The 17,778-nt window shown below is 69.7% G+C and carries 15 protein-coding genes; 9 read left to right on the top strand and 6 right to left on the bottom strand.

The features are described 5' to 3' along the window. The first annotated feature begins 163 nt into the window (after window positions 1-163). Window positions 164-649 (top strand): 50S ribosomal protein L17, encoded by a 486-nt coding sequence (gene rplQ, locus ABEA82_RS08320; protein ID WP_345660737.1) that lies wholly within the window; start codon window positions 164-166, stop codon window positions 647-649. A 139-nt stretch (window positions 650-788) separates the two neighbouring features. Next, a complete protein-coding gene (gene truA, locus ABEA82_RS08315) occupies window positions 789-1,643 on the top strand; it encodes a tRNA pseudouridine(38-40) synthase TruA (protein ID WP_345660736.1) in 855 nt (284 codons plus the stop codon). Between the two features lie 16 nt (window positions 1,644-1,659). On the opposite strand, the gene ABEA82_RS08310 is transcribed toward truA, so the two are convergent. Further along, a complete protein-coding gene (locus ABEA82_RS08310) occupies window positions 1,660-2,532 on the bottom strand; it encodes a hypothetical protein (protein ID WP_345660735.1) in 873 nt (290 codons plus the stop codon). A gap of 74 nt (window positions 2,533-2,606) precedes the next feature. Between ABEA82_RS08310 and ABEA82_RS08305 the strand changes: the two genes are divergently transcribed. The 4 genes from ABEA82_RS08305 to glmM all read left to right on the top strand — a co-directional run bounded on the left by ABEA82_RS08305 (window position 2,607) and on the right by glmM (window position 5,685). Beyond that, window positions 2,607-2,948, top strand: a complete 342-nt coding sequence (locus ABEA82_RS08305; RefSeq protein ID WP_345660734.1) for a hypothetical protein — start codon at window positions 2,607-2,609, stop codon at window positions 2,946-2,948. Window positions 2,949-3,164: 216 nt separating this feature from the next. Continuing rightward, on the top strand, window positions 3,165-3,608 hold the full coding sequence (gene rplM / locus ABEA82_RS08300) for a 50S ribosomal protein L13 (protein ID WP_003998796.1): 444 nt from the start codon (window positions 3,165-3,167) through the stop codon (window positions 3,606-3,608). Between the two features lie 42 nt (window positions 3,609-3,650). Next, window positions 3,651-4,163, top strand: a complete 513-nt coding sequence (gene rpsI / locus ABEA82_RS08295) for a 30S ribosomal protein S9 (protein ID WP_345660733.1) — start codon at window positions 3,651-3,653, stop codon at window positions 4,161-4,163. A gap of 163 nt (window positions 4,164-4,326) precedes the next feature. Continuing rightward, entirely contained in the window at window positions 4,327-5,685 is a 1,359-nt protein-coding gene (gene glmM, locus ABEA82_RS08290) for a phosphoglucosamine mutase (protein WP_345660732.1), read from the top strand. 269 nt (window positions 5,686-5,954) lie between these two features. On the opposite strand, the gene ABEA82_RS08285 is transcribed toward glmM, so the two are convergent. Together ABEA82_RS08285 and coaA are read right to left on the bottom strand one after the other, a co-directional pair. Further along, window positions 5,955-6,893 carry a DUF389 domain-containing protein gene (locus ABEA82_RS08285; protein WP_345660731.1) on the bottom strand — a complete coding sequence of 313 codons (939 nt, stop codon included), beginning with the start codon at window positions 6,891-6,893 and terminating at the stop codon, window positions 5,955-5,957. Window positions 6,894-6,925: 32 nt separating this feature from the next. Next, window positions 6,926-7,894 carry a type I pantothenate kinase gene (gene coaA / locus ABEA82_RS08280; RefSeq protein ID WP_345660730.1) on the bottom strand — a complete coding sequence of 323 codons (969 nt, stop codon included), beginning with the start codon at window positions 7,892-7,894 and terminating at the stop codon, window positions 6,926-6,928. A gap of 194 nt (window positions 7,895-8,088) precedes the next feature. On the opposite strand from coaA, the gene ABEA82_RS08275 reads away from it, so the two are divergent. Together ABEA82_RS08275 and ABEA82_RS08270 are read left to right on the top strand one after the other, a co-directional pair. Next, window positions 8,089-9,114: an ATP-binding cassette domain-containing protein gene (locus ABEA82_RS08275; RefSeq protein WP_345660729.1), complete on the top strand. Its 1,026-nt coding sequence runs from the start codon at window positions 8,089-8,091 to the stop codon at window positions 9,112-9,114. After that, window positions 9,111-9,926, top strand: a complete 816-nt coding sequence (locus ABEA82_RS08270) for an ABC transporter permease (protein ID WP_345660728.1) — start codon at window positions 9,111-9,113, stop codon at window positions 9,924-9,926. Before ABEA82_RS08275 ends, ABEA82_RS08270 begins: the two co-directional genes overlap by 4 nt. Window positions 9,927-10,044: 118 nt before the next feature. Here ABEA82_RS08270 and ABEA82_RS08265 read toward each other — a convergent pair whose 3' ends face one another. Together ABEA82_RS08265 and ABEA82_RS08260 are read right to left on the bottom strand one after the other, a co-directional pair. Beyond that, entirely contained in the window at window positions 10,045-10,320 is a 276-nt protein-coding gene (locus tag ABEA82_RS08265; protein WP_345660727.1) for a hypothetical protein, read from the bottom strand. Then, entirely contained in the window at window positions 10,317-15,080 is a 4,764-nt protein-coding gene (locus ABEA82_RS08260) for a ricin-type beta-trefoil lectin domain protein (RefSeq protein ID WP_345661002.1), read from the bottom strand. The genes ABEA82_RS08265 and ABEA82_RS08260 overlap by 4 nt, the downstream gene beginning before the upstream one ends. Before the next feature lie 617 nt (window positions 15,081-15,697). On the opposite strand from ABEA82_RS08260, the gene glmS reads away from it, so the two are divergent. Next, the gene (gene glmS / locus ABEA82_RS08255; protein WP_345660726.1) at window positions 15,698-17,545 is read left to right on the top strand and encodes a glutamine--fructose-6-phosphate transaminase (isomerizing); all 1,848 of its coding nucleotides are present in this window, start codon (window positions 15,698-15,700) and stop codon (window positions 17,543-17,545) included. Window positions 17,546-17,600: 55 nt separating this feature from the next. On the opposite strand, the gene ABEA82_RS08250 is transcribed toward glmS, so the two are convergent. Further along, window positions 17,601-17,765 carry a hypothetical protein gene (locus ABEA82_RS08250; protein WP_345660725.1) on the bottom strand — a complete coding sequence of 55 codons (165 nt, stop codon included), beginning with the start codon at window positions 17,763-17,765 and terminating at the stop codon, window positions 17,601-17,603. Between the last annotated feature and the right edge of the window lie 13 nt (window positions 17,766-17,778).

Genomic DNA, 17,778 nt, shown 5'->3' with positions numbered 1-17,778 from the left:
CTGCGGGATCGATGTGGCTGATCGCGCAGTTCCCGCGCTCCTTACGGGGCGCGGATCCTTCCGGGCGTCCGAAAGGACGCCCGGATCTCTGACAGACAACCGTCTGCTCAGATACTGACCCCGGTACCTGATACGGCCGGGGCAGACACCTAGGAGAAACACCATGCCGAAGCCCACCAAGGGTGCCCGTCTGGGCGGCAGCGCCTCGCACGAGAAGCTGATGCTCGCGAACCTCGCGAAGTCGCTCTTCGAGCACGGCCGCATCACCACCACCGAGGCGAAGGCCCGCCGCCTGCGTCCCTACGCCGAGCGTCTGGTCACCAAGGCGAAGAAGGGCGACCTTCACAACCGCCGTCAGGTGCTCCAGGTCATCACGGACAAGAGCGTCGTCCACACGCTCTTCACCGAGATCGGCCCGCGCTACGAGAACCGTCCGGGTGGCTACACCCGCATCACCAAGATCGGTAACCGCCGTGGCGACAACGCGCCCATGGCCGTCATCGAGCTGGTCGAGGCGCTGACGGTGGCGCAGGAGGCGACCGGCGAGGCCGAGGCCGCGACCAAGCGTGCCGCCAAGGACGCCGAGGCCGCTGAGGCTCAGGTCGACACGACCAAGGCCGAGGACGCCGAGGAGTCCAAGGACGCGTAAGCGTCTGCCGGGGGCTGTGCGCTTGCGGCTGCGGGTTGGCGGTGGCTTGTCGCGCAGTTCCCCGCGCCCCTCGAGGGCGTTGGCGGGTCCGTTCCTTTTCAGGGACGGGCCCGCTTTTGTGTTCTGAGAGGATCTGTACGTGAGTGATGAAGCAGCACCTGGCCACGTCCGGGTCCGGCTCGATCTGTCGTACGACGGGAGCGAGTTCTCCGGGTGGGCCAAGCAGGCCGGGGGACGGCGGACCGTGCAGGGGGAGATCGAGGACGCCCTGCGGACCGTGACGCGGTCGAAGGAGACGTACGAGCTGACCGTGGCCGGACGCACCGACGCCGGTGTGCACGCGCGGGGGCAGGTCGCGCATGTCGACCTGCCGCGGGAGGTCTGGGCCGAGCACCACCAGAAGCTGCTCAAGCGGCTCGCCGGGCGGCTGCCCCGCGACGTCCGCGTCTGGGCCCTCAGGGAGGCCCCCAGCGGCTTCAACGCGCGGTTCTCGGCCGTCTGGCGGCGGTACGCCTACCGGGTCACCGACAACCCCGGAGGCGTCGACCCGCTGCTGCGGAACCACGTGCTGTGGCACGACTGGCCGCTCGACGTCGACGCCATGAACGAGGCCGCCCGGCGGCTGCTCGGTGAGCACGACTTCGCCGCCTACTGCAAGAAGCGGGAGGGCGCGACCACGATCCGTACGCTGCAGGAGCTCAGCCTCGTCAAGAACGAGGACGGGATCATCACGGCGACCGTGCGGGCCGACGCCTTCTGCCACAACATGGTGCGCTCCCTGATCGGGGCGCTGCTGTTCGTGGGCGACGGGCACCGGCCGCCCGACTGGCCCGGGAAGGTGCTGGCGGCCGGCGTACGGGACTCGGCCGTGCACGTCGTACGGCCGCACGGGCTGACGCTGGAGGAGGTCGGCTACCCGGCCGACGAGCTGCTCGCCGCGCGCAACAAGGAGGCGCGGAACAAGCGGTCGCTGCCGTCGGCGGGGTGCTGCTAGCGGGTGCCGCCGAGGCCTACTCGTCGGCGGCGGCCGACGCCTGGGCCTCGCCGCGCCGGTGGATCTGACGGAACGTGAACAGCTGAAGGTTGTCACCGGTGGCGAACACGTCGGTGTCCTTCGTCGTCACGTCCTCGCCGTTGGTGAAGCCGGCGTTGGTGAAGTAGGCGTAGCGACCGTAGGAGTTGCTGGTCGTGCGGCAGAATCCGGATTCGCAGAAGCCCTTCACCCCGCCGCCGGAGAGCGACTTCACGAAGCTCTTCTTGGTGGTCTGGCTCTTGGCCTTGGCGGCCTGCGCCTGGGTGTCGAAGACCGCCACGCCGACCGTCACCGCGATGCCGTCCCTGGAGTAGGTGACGCGTATCAGACGGGTGCAGTCGTTCGCGGTGAGGATCTTGGGGAGGGTGCCTCCCGACGCCGAGGCGCAGTTCCTCGTGTCAGCGGTCGGGCCCTTCTTGTACACCGTTTCGCCCATGGTCAGCTGGGTGCCGGGGAAGAGCGTGTCCGGGCTGAGCGGAGCCGTGTCCTTCTTCGCGCTGGCGATGAAGTCCTTCGGGTCCAGCGGGGGAGGGGCGCTGGTCGGGGCGAACGAGGGGGCCGAGGCGGACTCGCTCGGGATGTCGGCCGAGGGCACCTGGGAGGTCGGTTTGTTCGCCTGGTTGTCGCCGTTGGCCGAGACCACGGCCACCGCGACCGCGGCGCCGATCGCGACGGTGGCGAGCGCGCCGCCGCCGACCAGCAGCAGCCGCCGTCGCTTGTTGCGGCTCTCGGACGCCTCGGCGAGCGCCGCCCAGTCGGGGGACTGACCGCCCCCGCCGTTCCAGGGCTGCTGCGACTGCGGTTTCCAGGGATCCCACTGGGACTCAGGTCCCCCCTGCCCAAAGCTCATGGGGCGCATCTTAGACGGGACATGGGGTGTGCTGGTCCGCCTGGATCGGCCCCGGAGCCCCTAGCGTTCCTCCCATGCGGACGGGCAAAGGCGACATCTCCGGGTGGTTGGGGCGACTCGTGAGCCGGTGTCTGCCGGTCGCGTGCGTGGTGGCCCGGGCGCTGGTGGTCGTGGGGCTGGTGGTGTGTCTGTGGTCATGGCCGTCGGTCGGTTTCGCCCTCGCTGCCGGGGCGCTGCGGGCGCACCGCCGTCCGCGCGGTGGCCGGTCCGTGCTGCGCTTGTGCGCCGGGGTGATCGTCGACGTGCTGCTCTCCTCGGTGTTTCCGTATGTACGGCCTGTTCGGCGGCGGACCCTGCGGAGGGCCATGACGCTCTGCGCCGCCCTGTGCGTGTCCGTGGCCGGCCGTCGGCGGTGACCCGTGTTTTGACCCTTGTGGTGAGCCCCGGTATTCTGCTTGTTCGTTGTGTATTGGCTTGCTCATTCTCACGGGACGGGCCCTTACACCGGTCCACCGGGCCGATGACCAGCGACCCCACGTACGCGGTATGCGTCGCCGCAGTGCGGTCCAGGCTGTCGTGATCGTTTCGGTGACCAGTTATGGACCATTCACTCGAAGCGAAGGCTACGAACCGTGCGTACGTACAGCCCCAAGCCCGGCGATGTGACGCGCCAGTGGCACGTCATCGACGCTCAGGACGTCGTCCTGGGTCGTCTCGCCACCACCGCAGCGACCCTTCTCCGGGGCAAGCACAAGCCGATCTATGCCCCCCACGTCGACGCTGGTGACTTCGTCATCATCATCAACGCGGACAAGGTGCACCTCTCCGGCAACAAGCGCACCCAGAAGATGGCGTACCGCCACTCCGGCTACCCGGGTGGTCTGCGCTCCGTCCGTTACGACGAGCTGCTGGACAAGAACCCCGAGAAGGCCATCGAGAAGGCCGTCAAGGGCATGCTCCCCAAGAACTCCCTGGGCCGTCAGATGCTCTCGAAGCTGAAGGTCTACAAGGGTGACCAGCACCCGCACGGCGCGCAGCAGCCGCAGCCGTACGAGATCACCCAGGTCGCGCAGTAAGTCCGGCCACCCCCTAAGACTGAACAGAATCTGAGGAGAATCGTGGCCGAGACCACTGCCGAGCAGCCGCTCGAAGAGCTTGACATCGACAGCTACACCACGGAGTCGGACGTCCCCGTCGAGGGCGAGTACACCTCCGAGTCCATGGCCTCCCGCTTCGGCGAGCCCCAGCCGGCCGCCGGCCTGGGCCGTCGCAAGAACGCCATCGCCCGTGTCCGGATCGTCCCGGGCACCGGCAAGTGGAAGATCAACGGTCGCACCCTCGAGGACTACTTCCCGAACAAGGTGCACCAGCAGGAAGTCAACGAGCCCTTCAAGGTGCTCGAGCTCGAGGGCCGCTACGACGTCGTCGCCCGCATCGCCGGTGGCGGTGTCTCCGGTCAGGCCGGTGCGCTCCGTCTCGGTGTCGCCCGTGCGCTGAACGAGGCGGACGTCGACAACAACCGCGGCCCGCTGAAGAAGGCCGGCTTCCTCAAGCGCGACGACCGTGCGGTCGAGCGCAAGAAGGCCGGTCTGAAGAAGGCCCGCAAGGCCCCGCAGTACAGCAAGCGCTGATCGCGTCGCCTGTCCTTGCGACTGGCTTCGCAACGATCGCCCCGGCGGCACGGACCGTGCCGCCGGGGCGGTTCGTTTACACAACCCCTACCGTTCCCGGACAGTCTCAGGGGATGTACTTGGGGAGTGAGCCGCACTCTCTTCAGCAATTCGGAGGACCACAGTGGGACGACTCTTCGGCACGGACGGTGTGCGCGGTGTGGCCAACGCGGACCTGACGGCGGAGATGGCGCTGGGCCTCTCCGTCGCCGCGGCGCACGTGCTGGCCGAGGCGGGCACCTTCGAGGGGCACCGGCCGACCGCGGTCGTCGGGCGTGACCCGCGCGCGTCCGGGGAGTTCCTGGAGGCCGCCGTGGTCGCGGGCCTCGCCAGCGCCGGTGTGGACGTCCTGCGGGTCGGCGTGCTGCCGACGCCCGCGGTGGCGTACCTGACCGGCTCGCTCGGAGCCGACCTCGGTGTGATGCTCTCCGCGAGCCACAACGCCATGCCCGACAACGGCATCAAGTTCTTCGCCCGTGGCGGGCACAAGCTCGCCGACGAGCTGGAGGACCGGATCGAGTCCGTCTACGAGGAGCACCGCACCGGTGCCCCGTGGGACCGGCCGACCGGCGCCGGCGTGGGCCGCGTACGGGAGTACGACGAGGGCTTCGACCGCTACGTCGAGCATCTGCTGGGTGTGCTGCCGAACCGGCTCGACGGGCTGAAGGTCGTCCTCGACGAGGCGCACGGCGCCGCCGCCCGGGTCTCGCCGGAGGCGTTCCAGCGGGCCGGGGCCGAGGTCGTCACCATCGGTGCCGAGCCGGACGGGCTCAACATCAACGACGGCTGCGGCTCGACCCACCTGGACAAGATCAAGGCCGCCGTCGCCGAGCACGGCGCCGACCTGGGTATCGCGCACGACGGTGACGCCGACCGGTGTCTCGCCGTCGACCACACCGGCGCGGAGGTGGACGGCGACCAGATCCTCGCCGTGCTCGCGCTGGCGATGCGGGAACGCTCCGCGCTGCGGTCCGAGACGGTCGTGGCCACCGTGATGTCCAACCTCGGGTTCAAGCTCGCCATGGAGCGCGAGGGGATCCGGCTCGTGCAGACGGCGGTGGGTGACCGGTACGTGCTGGAGGAGATGAAGGAGCACGGGTTCGCCCTCGGGGGCGAGCAGTCCGGGCACGTGATCATCCTCGACCACGCGACGACCGGGGACGGGACGCTGACGGGGCTGATGCTGGCGGCTCGGGTCGCCGGGACCGGGCGTTCGCTGCGGGAGCTGGCCTCCGTCATGGAGCGGCTGCCGCAGGTGCTGATCAATGTGCCGGACGTGGACAGGTCCCGGGTGGGGACGTCCTCGGAGCTGGCGTCCGCGGTCGCTGACGCGGAGCGGGAGCTCGGGGCTACCGGGCGGGTGCTGCTTCGGCCCTCCGGGACCGAGCCGTTGGTGAGGGTGATGGTGGAGGCGGCTGATATCGAGCAGGCTCGGTCTGTGGCTGGGCGGTTGGCTGATGTCGTGAAGTCCGCGTTGGGGTAGTTGGCCTGTGCCTGTGCCTGTGCCTGTGCCTGTGCCTGTGCGGCGGCGGGAGCGGGGCCGGGTTCGGGGTGGGGGTTCTGTTGTTCGCGGGCTGCGGGTGGTTTGTGGCTTGTCGCGCAGTTCCCCGCGCCCCTAAGGGCGTGGCTTGGCGCGCCCGCGCGGCGGAGCCGCATATCAGTGGGGCCCCGCGCCCCTAAGGGCGTGGCTTGGCGCGCCCGCGCGGCGGAGCCGCATATCAGTGGGGCCCCGCGCCCCTTAGGGGCGCTGTCCTACCCGGTGCTTGCTTGCTTGCGTTGCTTTGACCAGAGGTATTTCTGGGTCACCAGTGTTGCCGTGCCGGCGATGATGATGCCCAGCAGGTTCAGCAGGAGTTGCTGCGTGGAGCCCCAGGTTTGGGTGGTGTCGCCGTAGCTGAGGGCTACGGCGGCGTTCGCGGCGGCCGGGACCGTGGTGACCGAGATGGCCACTCCCACCAGGGCGCCGGACTTGGCCGAGGTCAGGGAGAGCGTGCCGGCGATTCCGGCCAGGACCGCCACGACGAAGGAGAACCAGTCGGGGGCGTAGATGAAACCCGTGTTGGGGCGGTCGGCCTTGAGTTGTCGCTCGCTGAACAGGTCGACCGCGTCCATGAAGAGGCTGAAGCCGACGGTCAGCGTCATGGCCACCGCGAAGCCGACCAGCAGGGCGATCATCGAGCGCAGGGCCAGTCGCGGGCGGCGCTGGACGATGGCGGTGCAGATGCCGGCGAGTGGGCCGAACTCCGGGCCCACCGCCATGGCGCCCACGATCAGGATCGCGTTGTCCAGGACCACACCGCACGCCGCGATCATCGTGGCGAGCGTGAGGAACGCGAGGTAGGTGACCGAGAGGGTCGACTCCTCGTGCGTCGCATCGCTCAGGTGCTCCCACAGGACCGCGTCCGCGCCCTCACCGGGCGCCTCGGCCTCGGCCCGGTCGGCCCGCTCGGACAGCGACAGGTCGATGGTCTCGACGGCGATCGAGCCCCTGGTGTCGATGCCCAGCTCCCGCAGACCGGTGAGCAGCTCGTCGCCCGCCTCCCGTGCCACGTCGCACATCACGACGTCCCCGGCGGGGTTGCGGGCGGAGTCCGGCAGCACGACGAGGTGGGTGGCGCCGACCGTCTTCTCGATCAGCCGCACCACTTCGTCCGTCTTCTCGGACGGTGTGATCAGACGCAGATGGAGCATGGCGACCATCTAACCCGCCTTTTCCCAGGGCGTCACAGCTTGCGCAGGCTGAGCCGCTGCACCTTGTGGTCCGGGCCCTTGCGCAGGACAAGGGTGGCGCGGCCGCGGGTCGGGGCGATGTTCTCGACCAGGTTGGGCCGGTTGATCGTGCGCCACATGGTGCGGGCGTAGTCGAGGGCTTCTTCCTCCGAGACCTGGGTGTACTTGCGGAAGTACGAGGAGGGGTTCTGGAAGGCGGTCGCGCGCAGCTTGCGGAAGCGGTTGAGGTACCAGCGCTCGACGTCCTCGACCCGGGCGTCGACGTACACGCTGAAGTCGAAGTAGTCGGCGAGGCCCACCCTGGTGCGGCCGTCCTTGCCGGGCAGGGCGGGCTGGAGGACGTTCAGGCCCTCGACGATCAGGATGTCGGGGCGGCGGACCGTGAGCCGCTTGTCGGGGACGATGTCGTAGATCAGGTGGGAGTAGACGGGCGCCGTGACCTCGTCCTTGCCGGCCTTGATGTCGGCGACGAAGCGGGTCAGCGCGCGGCGGTCGTAGGACTCGGGGAAACCCTTGCGGGACATCAGGCCGCGGGCCTGGAGCTCCTTGGTGGGGAGCAGGAAGCCGTCGGTGGTGACCAGCTCGACGCGCGGGTGCTCGGGCCAGCGCGACAGGAGGGCCTGGAGGAGGCGGGCGACCGTCGACTTGCCCACCGCGACCGAGCCGGCGACCCCTATGACGAACGGGGTGCCGGACTGGGAGCCCTGTTCGCCCAGGAAGGTGTTGAGCGCGCCTCTGAGGCCGTCGGTGGCACCGACGTAGAGGTTGAGGAGCCGGGACAGCGGCAGGTAGATGTCGCGCACCTCGTCGAGGTCGATGACGTCGCCGAGGCCGCGCAGCTTCTCGACCTCCTCGGCCGTCAGGGGCAGCGGCGTCTTGTCACGCAGCGCACTCCATTCGGCTCGGGTGAGGTCCACGTAGGGAGTCGCCTCCGGCCGCTGCCGGTGGGCGCTCCGGGGCATCGAGGAGACCGGAGAGATCACAGTCCATTGTTACGGGCGTACGAACGGACCGTGAGGTGGGATCCGTCACGCAGGGTCCCCGGCCCCTCTCATTTGGGAGATAAGTGGCCAAGGGGAGGAATGTCAGTGGTGTGCGTCACAGTTGTGGGAGAGGTGGGCCCAGGCCGGGGTTCACGGACGCCGAGGGGTGACCCATGACGTATGCGATAGAGGCGGAAGGCCTGGTCAAACGGTTCAAGGAGACCGAGGCGCTGGCCGGTGTCGATCTGGCGGCCCGCAAGGGCACGGTGCTCGGGCTGCTGGGGCCCAACGGTGCGGGGAAGACGACCGCGGTGCGGATCTTCGCGACGCTGCTCCGGCCCGACGGGGGCAGGGCCCACGTGGCCGGGCACGACGTGGTCCGGGAGGCGGGGGTGGTGCGGGCCATGGTCGGGCTGACCGGCCAGTACGCGGCGGTCGACGAGAACCTGACCGGCACGGAGAACCTGCTGCTCATCGGCCGGCTGCTGGGGCTGCCGAGGCGGGAGGCGAAGGCGCGGGCGGGTGAGCTGCTGGAGCGGTTCCAGCTCACGGACGCGGCCGGGCGGGCAGCGAAGACCTTCTCGGGAGGGATGCGCCGGCGCTTGGACCTCGCGGCCAGCCTGGTGGGGCGGCCCAGCATCCTCTTCCTCGACGAGCCGACCACCGGCCTCGATCCGAACAGCCGCGGTGAGCTGTGGGACCTGCTGCGCGGGCTGGTCGCGGACGGTGCGACCGCCCTGCTGACCACGCAGTATCTGAACGAGGCCGATGTGCTCGCCGACGACATCGTGGTGATCGACAAGGGGCGGGTGATCGCCGAGGGCACGCCCGACCGGCTGAAGGCCCAGGTCGGCGGCCAGGTGCTGGAGCTCCGGCCGATCCTCGGGCAGGATCTCGCGCGGGCGCACACGCTGGTGGCCGGGGCCGCCGGTGCGGAGGCCCGGATCGAGGGCGAGATGATCACGGCGCCCGTGAAGGATCCCGAGCTGATGCCGGCCGTCGTGCGGGCGCTGGACCGGGAGGGGATCGCGGTGGGCGAGCTGGCCCTGCGCCGCTCCTCGCTGGACGAGGTCTTCCTCGCCCTGACCGGTCACCGTGCCGAACCGGATGAGCCGGGCGAGGAGGGCGAGCCGGGGGAGGACGGTGACGGGGCCGTCCGGGAGGGCGACGAGCTGGAGAGGGCGGTGAGCCGGTCATGACCGCCGCCGCCACCACCATCACCGCGCCGGTCAGCGCGTCGGGGCGGGTGCCGCCCCTCGCGGGGCTGCGGCAGACGTTCACGATGGCCTGGCGGAGCCTGGTCGCCGTCAAGCACAACCCGCTCGAACTGGTCGACTACAGCATCACGCCGATCATGTTCGTGTTCCTGTTCACCTATGTACTGGGCGGGCAGATGGCCGGATCGCCCGAGGCGTACCTGAAGTACGCGCTGCCCGGGATCATCGTGCAGAACACGCTGTTCATGACGATGTACACGGCGATGGCGCTCAACACCGACCTCACCAAGGGCGTCTTCGACCGGCTGCGCAGCCTGCCCATCGCGCGCTCCGCCCCGCTCATCGGGCGCATCACCGCCGACCTCGCGAAGCACGTCTGGGCGATGCTGCTGATGATCGGCCTCGGACTGGCGCTCGGATTCCGCATCACCGGCGGGTTCGGGGGGTTCCTGCTCGGCGCGCTGCTGGTGGTGGTGTTCGCCGCGGCCGTGTCGTGGAGCGCGGTGCTGATCGGGATGCTGGCCGGTGACGCGGAGAAGGTGCAGGCGTTCGCCTTCACCATCATCTTCCCGATCACTTTCACGAGCAGCGCGTTCGTGGTGGTCGACACGATGCCGGGCTGGCTCCAGGCGTGGAGCGACGTCAATCCGGTCACCCATCTGTCCGACGCCTTCCGCGGGTTGCTGCTGGGCGGTCCGGTGGCGGAGCCGGTGATGTGGTCGCTGGTGTGGGCCGCGGGGATCGCGGTGGTGTTCTATCCCCTCGCCATGAGGGCTTATCGGGCGAAGGTGTGAGGGGGCGCGAGGGTGCCGGAACGCATCCGCACCGCAGCCTCCGTGCAGGACGGCGGCCCGCACCCCGGGCAGGGGTACGGGCCGCCGGACTGAGCTCACTTGTAGGGCAGGGCCCGGATCAGTCCTCCGGCACGAGGCACATCGCCTCGGGGAACTGCAGGGCGAGTTCCCTGCGCTCCGGGATGCCCTCTTCCGCGGCGATCTCCCGGAAGAGGCCGATCACTGCCTGCCGGTCCTCCTCGGACGCGTTGTCGAGCGCCTCCCTGAGGAAACCCCCGACAGGTTCCGTGATCTGGGTGGCCACGTCCGGGTCGATGTCCTCGTCGTCGGTCAGCTCGATACTGATGACCAGGTCCATCACGGCTTTCGCCAGTGCGCGGTCGAGAGCGGTCATGGTGCGACGATCCTCACTCTGATGTTGGTGATGAGCTGCTTGGCCAGGATCTTGCGGGCCGCGGCCGCAACCGTGGCGTTCGGCACCTCCCAGACTCCCGTCATCCCGTTCTGCTCCAGAGCCAGCGACTGGTTCTGCGCCTGACGGTAGGTCTTGGGGTACCTGGTGACGTTGTATTTCCGATCGATCATGATCTTGTTGGCGGCATCCACGCCGTCGAACTTGATCGCGGTGAGTTTGGTGGCACCCGCCTTGAAGTACTGCAGCGCCGGCGCGAAGCCCTGGCGGGCCCCCATCGCTCCGGCATCGTACTTCGCGGCGTCGGAGCCCGCGCTGAGGGTTTCCGTGACCCAGTGGATGTCCCCGTCGCAGTTGTGCACGAGGACCGGGGACTCACCCGCCAGCACGAAGAACGTGTGCAGATCGGAGACGGTGAGGTCGTAGACCGTCCGAGCCGCCATACCGGGCCGGTCCCGCAGTGCCGTCACCGCGCGGACCGACTTGTCCTGGGTCCGTAGCCGGTCGCCCACGCGCAGGTCGGACACCAGGGTCCACCCGCGGTCGACGACGAAGAAGCGATGTCCCGCCGTGCTGGAGATACGCCCGCCACCGGCGACGGTGATGTCCAACAGGCGCTCGGTGTCGTGGCGGAACGTCCTCGTGACCTGCTCCGGCCGCAGTTCACCCGTGCCGGGGTCGGTGGCCAGCACCATGTCGGTGCGGCGCACGTCACGGATCGGTTGGCGAGATCCGTCGGCCATCAGGACCTCGGTGCCACCGGGGAAGCTGTTGAGCCGGCAGAGCGCTTTGAGGTCGTCCGACGCCCGCGCGATCTGCTCGACCTCGGCGAGAGTGCGGGGGTCGATATGGTCCAGGGCCCGCAGCGCCTTGAGTGCGTCGCCGACACCGATGCCCGTGCGCATGGCGGCGTCGACGGCTCGGATGCCGTCGGCGACCTTCTCGAACGCCCATCCCGGTATGAGCCAGGAGGCGGTCCAGGCGCACCCCGCGGCATCGCCGTGCATGCAGGACGCCAGGTCCTTGCCCAGCAGCTCCCAGGCGATCTTGGCGATGAACCGGGCGATGGTGAGCCCTTCGAGCAGGTCCCACTTGGAGTAGTAGGCGCTCAGCTCCTTGCTGAGGTCGTCGAACGTCTTCGACCCGATGAAGATGGTGTTGTCGCCCGGGCAACCGGCCTGCGTGGCCGGCACGTTCGGATCGGTGCAGACGTAGTAGTCGACGGAGACGCTGAAACTGACCTCGAAGTTGACGGTGCACCCCTCGAACCCGGGGGTGAGGACGCAGTCGTTGAGCTGCTTGGGGTCACCGATCTGCTTGATGTCGTCGATGACGTGGAAGACGTTGGCGATACCGGTCCCCGCACCCGAGGAGACCTGCTGGTTGGCCTTCTCCCGTTCGGCACGCTCGGCGGCTTCCTGGGCTTCCTCGGCGTACTTCTCCGCGTCCTTGGCTGCTTCCTCGGCCTCGGTGGCCACGGTGTCGGCGCGGTTGGCCGCTGCCCGGGCGTCCTTGGCGGCCTGTTCGGCCTCCGAGGCGGCGGTGCGGGCGGCTTCGGCGTCGAGGGCCGCCTGGTCGGCCGAGTCGCGGGCGTTCTTGGCGTGGGTTTCGGCTCGGTCGGCTGCCTGGTCGGCGGCGTTGGCGTCCTCGGTCGCCTGGCGGTTGTACTCGACGGTGCGGGCCAGTGACGCCGTTGCCTTGGACGCGGCCTCGGCGGCGTCCGCGGCGTAGCCGAGGGCCTCCTTGGCGTAGGTACGGGCGGCCGAGGCGTGGCCGGCTGCGTTGGCCGCGTGCTGGTAGGCGGCCTTCGCGTCGCCCTGCGCCTGGGCGGCAAGAGACTTGGCCGCGGCTGCCTCCGCCTCCGCGTTCTTGGCGGCGGCTTCGGCGACGGACTTCTGCTGGTCGGCGATCGACTTCGATGCCTGGCCGGTGAGGACGACCAGGCTCGCGGCCGAGTCGGTGTCGATGTAGGGCGAGCCGAGCTGGATGGCGTCGTTGGCGGGCTTGGCGACCTGGGCTGCGGCATTGCCTGCGTCCACGGCGGCTTGTGCGGTGACATGGGCGAAGCCCGCGGCCTTCGCCGAGGCGGCCAGTGCCTTGCCGGCCTCCTTGAACGCCGCGTCCGCGTGGGACTTGGCCGCCTTGGCCTGCTTCTCCGCCTCGTCGGCCAGTGCGACCGCCGTCTTGGCCTCGGAGGAGGCGTGCTCGGCGGCCTTGATGGCGTCGGCCGCGGCGCTCGTCGCGGTCTTCACCGCGGCGTCGGACTTCAGCTTCGCGGCCTGGGCGTCGTCCGCGTGGGCCCGGGCGCGCTTGGCCGCGGCCTCGGCACGCGTGGCCGCGGCGTCCGCGTCAGCTGCCGCCTGGGTGGCGGCGTCGGCCTCGGAGCGGGCCTTCGCGGCGGCTGCCTCGGCGTCGTCGGCGTGGCCGGCCGCGGCGTCCGCTGCCGCTCTGGCCTCCTGGGCGTTGCTGTCGGACACGTGGGCCTGGGCGTAGGCCTCCTTCGCGTCGGCCTTGGCGCGGGCGGCGTCGGCCTTCTGCTCCGCGTCCCATGCGTCGTCCCGCAAGTCGCGGGCCTTGTCACGGGCCGTGACCGCGGCGTTCTTCTTCTCGACCGCGGTGCCTTCGGCCGCCTCGGCCTTGTCCTTGGCGTCCTTGGCCTTTGTCGCCTCCCCTTCGGCGTTCTTCCGGTGCTGGGCGGCCTCGGCCTGCTTGGCCGCGGCCGTCTTCTTCTCCGCCTCGGCCGTCTTCTCCTCGGCCTCGGCGGCCAGGCGCTTGGCGTTGGCCTCGGCGGCGGCCGCCTTGGCCTCGCCCTCGGCCTTCAGGGCCTCGGCGAGCTTGGCCTCGGCGGTCTCCTTGTCCTTCTTGGCGTTGTCGCGGTGCACCTTCGCGGCGTCGGCCGCGGCCTTCGCCTGCAACTCGGCGGCGTGCGCCGCCTCCTTGCGGAACTCCGCCTTTGCCTGGGCGGCTTGGGCCAGGGCGCGCTGCGTGATGGTCGCACTGTTGCCGGCGGACGCGCGGGTGGCGGCCTCGGCTGTCTCGCCGGCCTTCACCATCGCCTCAAGTGCCGCTGCCGCTCCCTTGGTGACCTGGGCCTTCTGCTGGCCGACCAGCAGACCGCGGCCGCGGGGCGCACCGTTCGTGTCGGCGATGCCGTAGGCGGCCTGCTCGGCGGTGTCGCTGGCGGTCGCGGCCTTCTTCGCCGCGGCGGCCTCGGCCTTGAGGGCCGCGAGCTGCTTCTTCGCTCCCGCCTGGGCGTCCACGACGCCCTTCTTCGCCTTGTCGAACTGGGCTTTCGGCGGCACGGTCCCGTTGCTGCCGGACGGCTTGACGACGAACTTCTGCGCGTCGGTGCCGCCGCACGTCCACAGCCGTGCGTTCTGGCTGTTGTCGAATTTGCTGAGGTCCAGGCACTTGCCGGTGCCGACGTTCTTCAGACTGGTGGTGGCGCGCACGTTGTACTCCCAGGTCTGTGCCGGGGAGCTGCTGCATGTCCAGATCTGGATCTTCGTGCCGTCGGTGGAGTTGTTGCCCGACACGTCGACGCACTTCTGGGAGTTGACGTTCCGCAGGTGCAGACCCGCGTCGTCGCCGTAGACCTCCCACTTCTGTGCCGCCGAGCCGTTGCATGTGTAGATCTGGACCGGTGTGCCGTTGTCCTTCTTGCCGCCCTCGACGTCGAGGCACTTGCCCGTGGCGGCCTGCACCTCGATGACGGCCGGCTTGTCGCCGATCGCTCCGACGCCGCCCGGGGCCCAGTAGTCCTGCCAGCGCGCGAGGCGGTCGGCGATCCAGGAGTGGCCGAGCATCTCGCCCAGGGCCTTCGACCCGTTGGCGAGGGCCTTGGTGGCGTTCTGGTTGGCACCCAGGATCGTGTTGCGTTGCGTGGCCTGGGAGGCGATCTCCTGCTGCCACTCGGCGGCGGCGGTGGCGGAGACCTCGGTCAGTGCTTTGTTCGGGTCGATCGGGTCACGCCAGGCGCACGCGGCGAAACGGGACTTCAGGTCCTCGGTCGCGATGCGGTACTCCGCCGTGCCGGGCCGCGGGGCGCTGCGCGGGAAGCCTCCGGACGCGAGGAAGATACGGGCGTTGTCCGCACCGGTGGGTTCCAGACTCCAGTCGGACAGATGCTCGAATGCGTCCCGCTCGGCCAGCGCCCGGTTCCACTCGTCCGTCGGGAGGGACGGGTCCGGGTCCTTGCCGTACAGGGGCGTGCCGAGTTTCTTGACGGCCTCGACCGTCTTGGCGTCGGCCTTCGGCGTGGAGTCCTCGTAGAAGTCGCTGTCGTCTTTCCAGAACCGGTCGGCGATCCACTTGGTCAGGCCCGTCTGGGCGTAGAAGTCGTCTTCGCCGTCCTTGCTGCCGGGCGGCCACGCGAAGCCGGTGGCGGTGAAGCCGGCCGGGTTGGTCAGCCCCGCGAGCGGCTTCTGCCATCCGTCCCGCAGGGCGTGGATCGAGTTCAGGTCCTTGTCGGCGGCGTCCCGGTCCTTCCCGTAGGCCACGGCGAGCGGGGTCTGCTGCCAGTGCTGCCGGTCGGCCAGGGTGTGCAGCTTGTCCGGGGGCTGGTTGAGGCCGTCCTGCGCGACGGTGGCCATGGAGGGGCCGCCGAGGCGCAGGACGTCGGCCATCAGGCACTGGTCCTGCCGCAGTTGTTCCGCGGTGGTGTCCTCGTTCCAGTCGTACGAGTCACCCACCGGGGCGGCGTCCGTCGTGGTCGCCTTGTTGAGCGGATCGGGCGTCGCCATCAGGCCGGCGAGGATCGCGGCGGCGACGGAGACCGGAAGGATCCGGCCGAGGAGAGGGGTGGTGTGTCTGCGTGCTGGTCTGCGGAGCGGGCTGAGAGGCCCCGGGGGTCTGGAACGCAAGGCGTGCATCCCTTCGACGGGTGGTGACGGGACCGGGATTCAGCCGTCGGCGTCAGAAGCGGCCTGAGCCGCCCGACGCGGGAAGCAGGGACACGGAGCGCGGACACTGCGGCATGAGATGTCCCCCGTTGCGGCGACATCGTTCCCCCGGTCGCCTGATGGTCATGCGCTGATCCGAATGGGTCAGATCCGGGCAGGCGCGGCGTAACGATAGCCACAAGCGATCGGCTGTGGGCAGAGGGTGGCTGCGCTACGGAGGCTGGTGGCGTGAATCCACCTACCGCCCGGTAACCCTCGACGGGGGATCAGAATTCGCTCGCAAGGTGGGAGTTTCTGTGCCCTTACTGTGAAGGGTTCTGTCTGTGGCGGTCGGTCGCGAGCTTCAGGAACGGCCGAAAGTCACCCCTGGAGGCAGAGCCCGTTCCGCGTCGGGGAATTTCCGATTTCGGGCAGGAAGTGCCGGATCCGGGCGGTGTTCGGCCCGTAGGCTGCGCCCCATGTGCGGAATCGTGGGATACGTGGGGCCGCAGTCTGCGCTCGAGGTCGTGATGGCCGGGCTGAAGCGGCTGGAGTACCGGGGGTACGACTCGGCGGGTGTCGCCGTGCTGGCCGATGGTGGGCTGGCGGCGGCGAAGAAGGCCGGGAAGCTCCTCAACCTGGAGAAGGAACTGGACGGCCGGCCGCTGCCGACCGGAGCGACGGGCATCGGGCACACCCGGTGGGCCACACACGGCGGGCCGACGGACCTCAACGCCCACCCGCACCTCGACAACGCGGGCCGGGTCGCCGTCGTGCACAACGGCATCATCGAGAACTTCGCCGTGCTGAGGGCCGAGTTGGAGGAGCGGGGGCACGAGCTGGCCTCCGAGACCGACACCGAGGTCGTCGCCCATCTGCTCGCCGAGGAGTTCTCGTCCTGCGCGGATCTCGCGGAGTCGATGCGGCTGGTGTGCCGACGGCTGGAAGGCGCGTTCACCCTGGTGGCGGTGCACGCCGACGAGCCGGACGTGGTGGTGGGTGCCCGGCGGAACTCACCCCTGGTGGTGGGCGTCGGGGAAGGTGAGGCCTTCCTCGCCTCGGACGTCGCCGCGTTCATCGAGCACACGCGCGCGGCGATCGAGCTGGGCCAGGACCAGGTGGTGGAGCTGCGCCGGGACGGCGTGGTGGTGACGGGCTTCGACGGCCGCCCCGCCGAGGTCCGTTCGTTCCACGTCGACTGGGACGCGTCGGCCGCGGAGAAGGGCGGCTACGACTACTTCATGCTCAAGGAGATCGCCGAGCAGCCCAAGGCCGTCGCCGACACGCTGCTGGGCCGGATCGACGGCTCCGGCTCGCTGACCCTGGACGAGGTGCGGATTTCGCCGCGGGTGCTCCGGGAGATCGACAAGGTCGTCATCGTCGCCTGCGGTACGGCCTTCCACGCCGCGATGATCGCCAAGTACGCCATCGAGCACTGGACGCGCCTGCCGTGCGAGGTGGAACTGGCCAGTGAGTTCCGCTACCGGGACCCGATCCTGGACGCGCAGACCCTGGTCATCGCGATCTCGCAGTCCGGCGAGACCATGGACACGCTGATGGCGCTGCGTCACGCCCGGGAGCAGGGCTCCAAGGTCCTGGCCATCTGCAACACCAACGGTTCGACGATCCCGCGCGAGTCGGACGCGGTGCTGTACACGCACGCCGGGCCGGAGGTGGCCGTCGCGTCCACCAAGGCGTTCCTGACGCAGCTCGTGGCGTGTTACCTGGTCGCGCTGTATCTGGGGCAGGTGCGGGGCACCAAGTGGGGCGACGAGATCCGGGCGGTGATCCGCGACCTGTCGTCGATCGCCGGGGCGGTGGAGCAGGTCCTCGGGACGATGGAGCCGGTGCGGGAGCTGGCCCGCTCGCTCGCCGCCAAGGACACGGTGCTGTTCCTCGGGCGGCATGTGGGATATCCGGTGGCGCTCGAGGGCGCGCTGAAGCTCAAGGAGCTGGCCTACATGCACGCCGAGGGGTTCGCGGCGGGGGAGTTGAAGCACGGGCCGATCGCTCTGATCGAGGAGGACCTGCCCGTGGTCGTCGTGGTGCCGTCGCCGCGGGGGCGGTCCGTGCTCCACGACAAGATCGTGTCCAACATCCAGGAGATCCGGGCGCGGGGGGCGCGGACGATCGTGATCGCGGAGGAGGGGGACGAGGCGGTGGTGCCGTACGCGGACCACCTGATCCGGATCCCGGTCACCCCGACGCTGCTTCAGCCGCTGGTGGCGACCGTGCCGCTCCAGGTGTTCGCCTGCGAGTTGGCGACGGCCCGGGGCAACGAGGTGGATCAACCTCGGAACCTGGCGAAGTCGGTGACGGTGGAGTAGGCAACGAGAAGGGGCGAACGGCGAGTGCCGATCGCCCCCCCCGTGCGGCTGGTGACTACCAGTTGATGCAGGTCTTCGGGACCCAGCCGTTCACCTTGTCGCCGCCGTAGTACCACATGTTGCTGCTCTTGCCGCAGGCCGTGCACGAGCCGCCCTTGTAGGCCTTGCCGTCGTTGCAGATGCCGCCCCGCTTGCCTTTGGTGCGATGCCGTTTGCTCATCGCGGTCATCGCG

Source organism: Streptomyces venetus (genome assembly GCF_039540295.1).
Lineage (GTDB): Bacteria > Actinomycetota > Actinomycetes > Streptomycetales > Streptomycetaceae > Streptomyces > Streptomyces venetus.
Note: the sequence above shows the minus strand (reverse complement) of the source record. Positions and strands in the feature narration are given on the sequence as shown.

What these genes read in the sequence shown, in the direction of transcription:
- rplQ (WP_345660737.1), top strand. Translation starts at nt 164, where the DNA reads ATGCCGAAGCCCACCAAGGGTGCCCGTCTGGGCGGCAGCGCCTCGCAC.
- ABEA82_RS08310 (WP_345660735.1), bottom strand. Translation starts at nt 2,532, where the DNA reads ATGAGCTTTGGGCAGGGGGGACCTGAGTCCCAGTGGGATCCCTGGAAA.
- ABEA82_RS08305 (WP_345660734.1), top strand. Translation starts at nt 2,607, where the DNA reads ATGCGGACGGGCAAAGGCGACATCTCCGGGTGGTTGGGGCGACTCGTG.
- ABEA82_RS08285 (WP_345660731.1), bottom strand. Translation starts at nt 6,893, where the DNA reads ATGCTCCATCTGCGTCTGATCACACCGTCCGAGAAGACGGACGAAGTG.
- coaA (WP_345660730.1), bottom strand. Translation starts at nt 7,894, where the DNA reads ATGCCCCGGAGCGCCCACCGGCAGCGGCCGGAGGCGACTCCCTACGTG.
- ABEA82_RS08275 (WP_345660729.1), top strand. Translation starts at nt 8,089, where the DNA reads ATGACGTATGCGATAGAGGCGGAAGGCCTGGTCAAACGGTTCAAGGAG.
- ABEA82_RS08270 (WP_345660728.1), top strand. Translation starts at nt 9,111, where the DNA reads ATGACCGCCGCCGCCACCACCATCACCGCGCCGGTCAGCGCGTCGGGG.
- ABEA82_RS08265 (WP_345660727.1), bottom strand. Translation starts at nt 10,320, where the DNA reads ATGACCGCTCTCGACCGCGCACTGGCGAAAGCCGTGATGGACCTGGTC.
- ABEA82_RS08260 (WP_345661002.1), bottom strand. Translation starts at nt 15,080, where the DNA reads ATGGCGACGCCCGATCCGCTCAACAAGGCGACCACGACGGACGCCGCC.
- glmS (WP_345660726.1), top strand. Translation starts at nt 15,698, where the DNA reads ATGTGCGGAATCGTGGGATACGTGGGGCCGCAGTCTGCGCTCGAGGTC.
- ABEA82_RS08250 (WP_345660725.1), bottom strand. Translation starts at nt 17,765, where the DNA reads ATGAGCAAACGGCATCGCACCAAAGGCAAGCGGGGCGGCATCTGCAAC.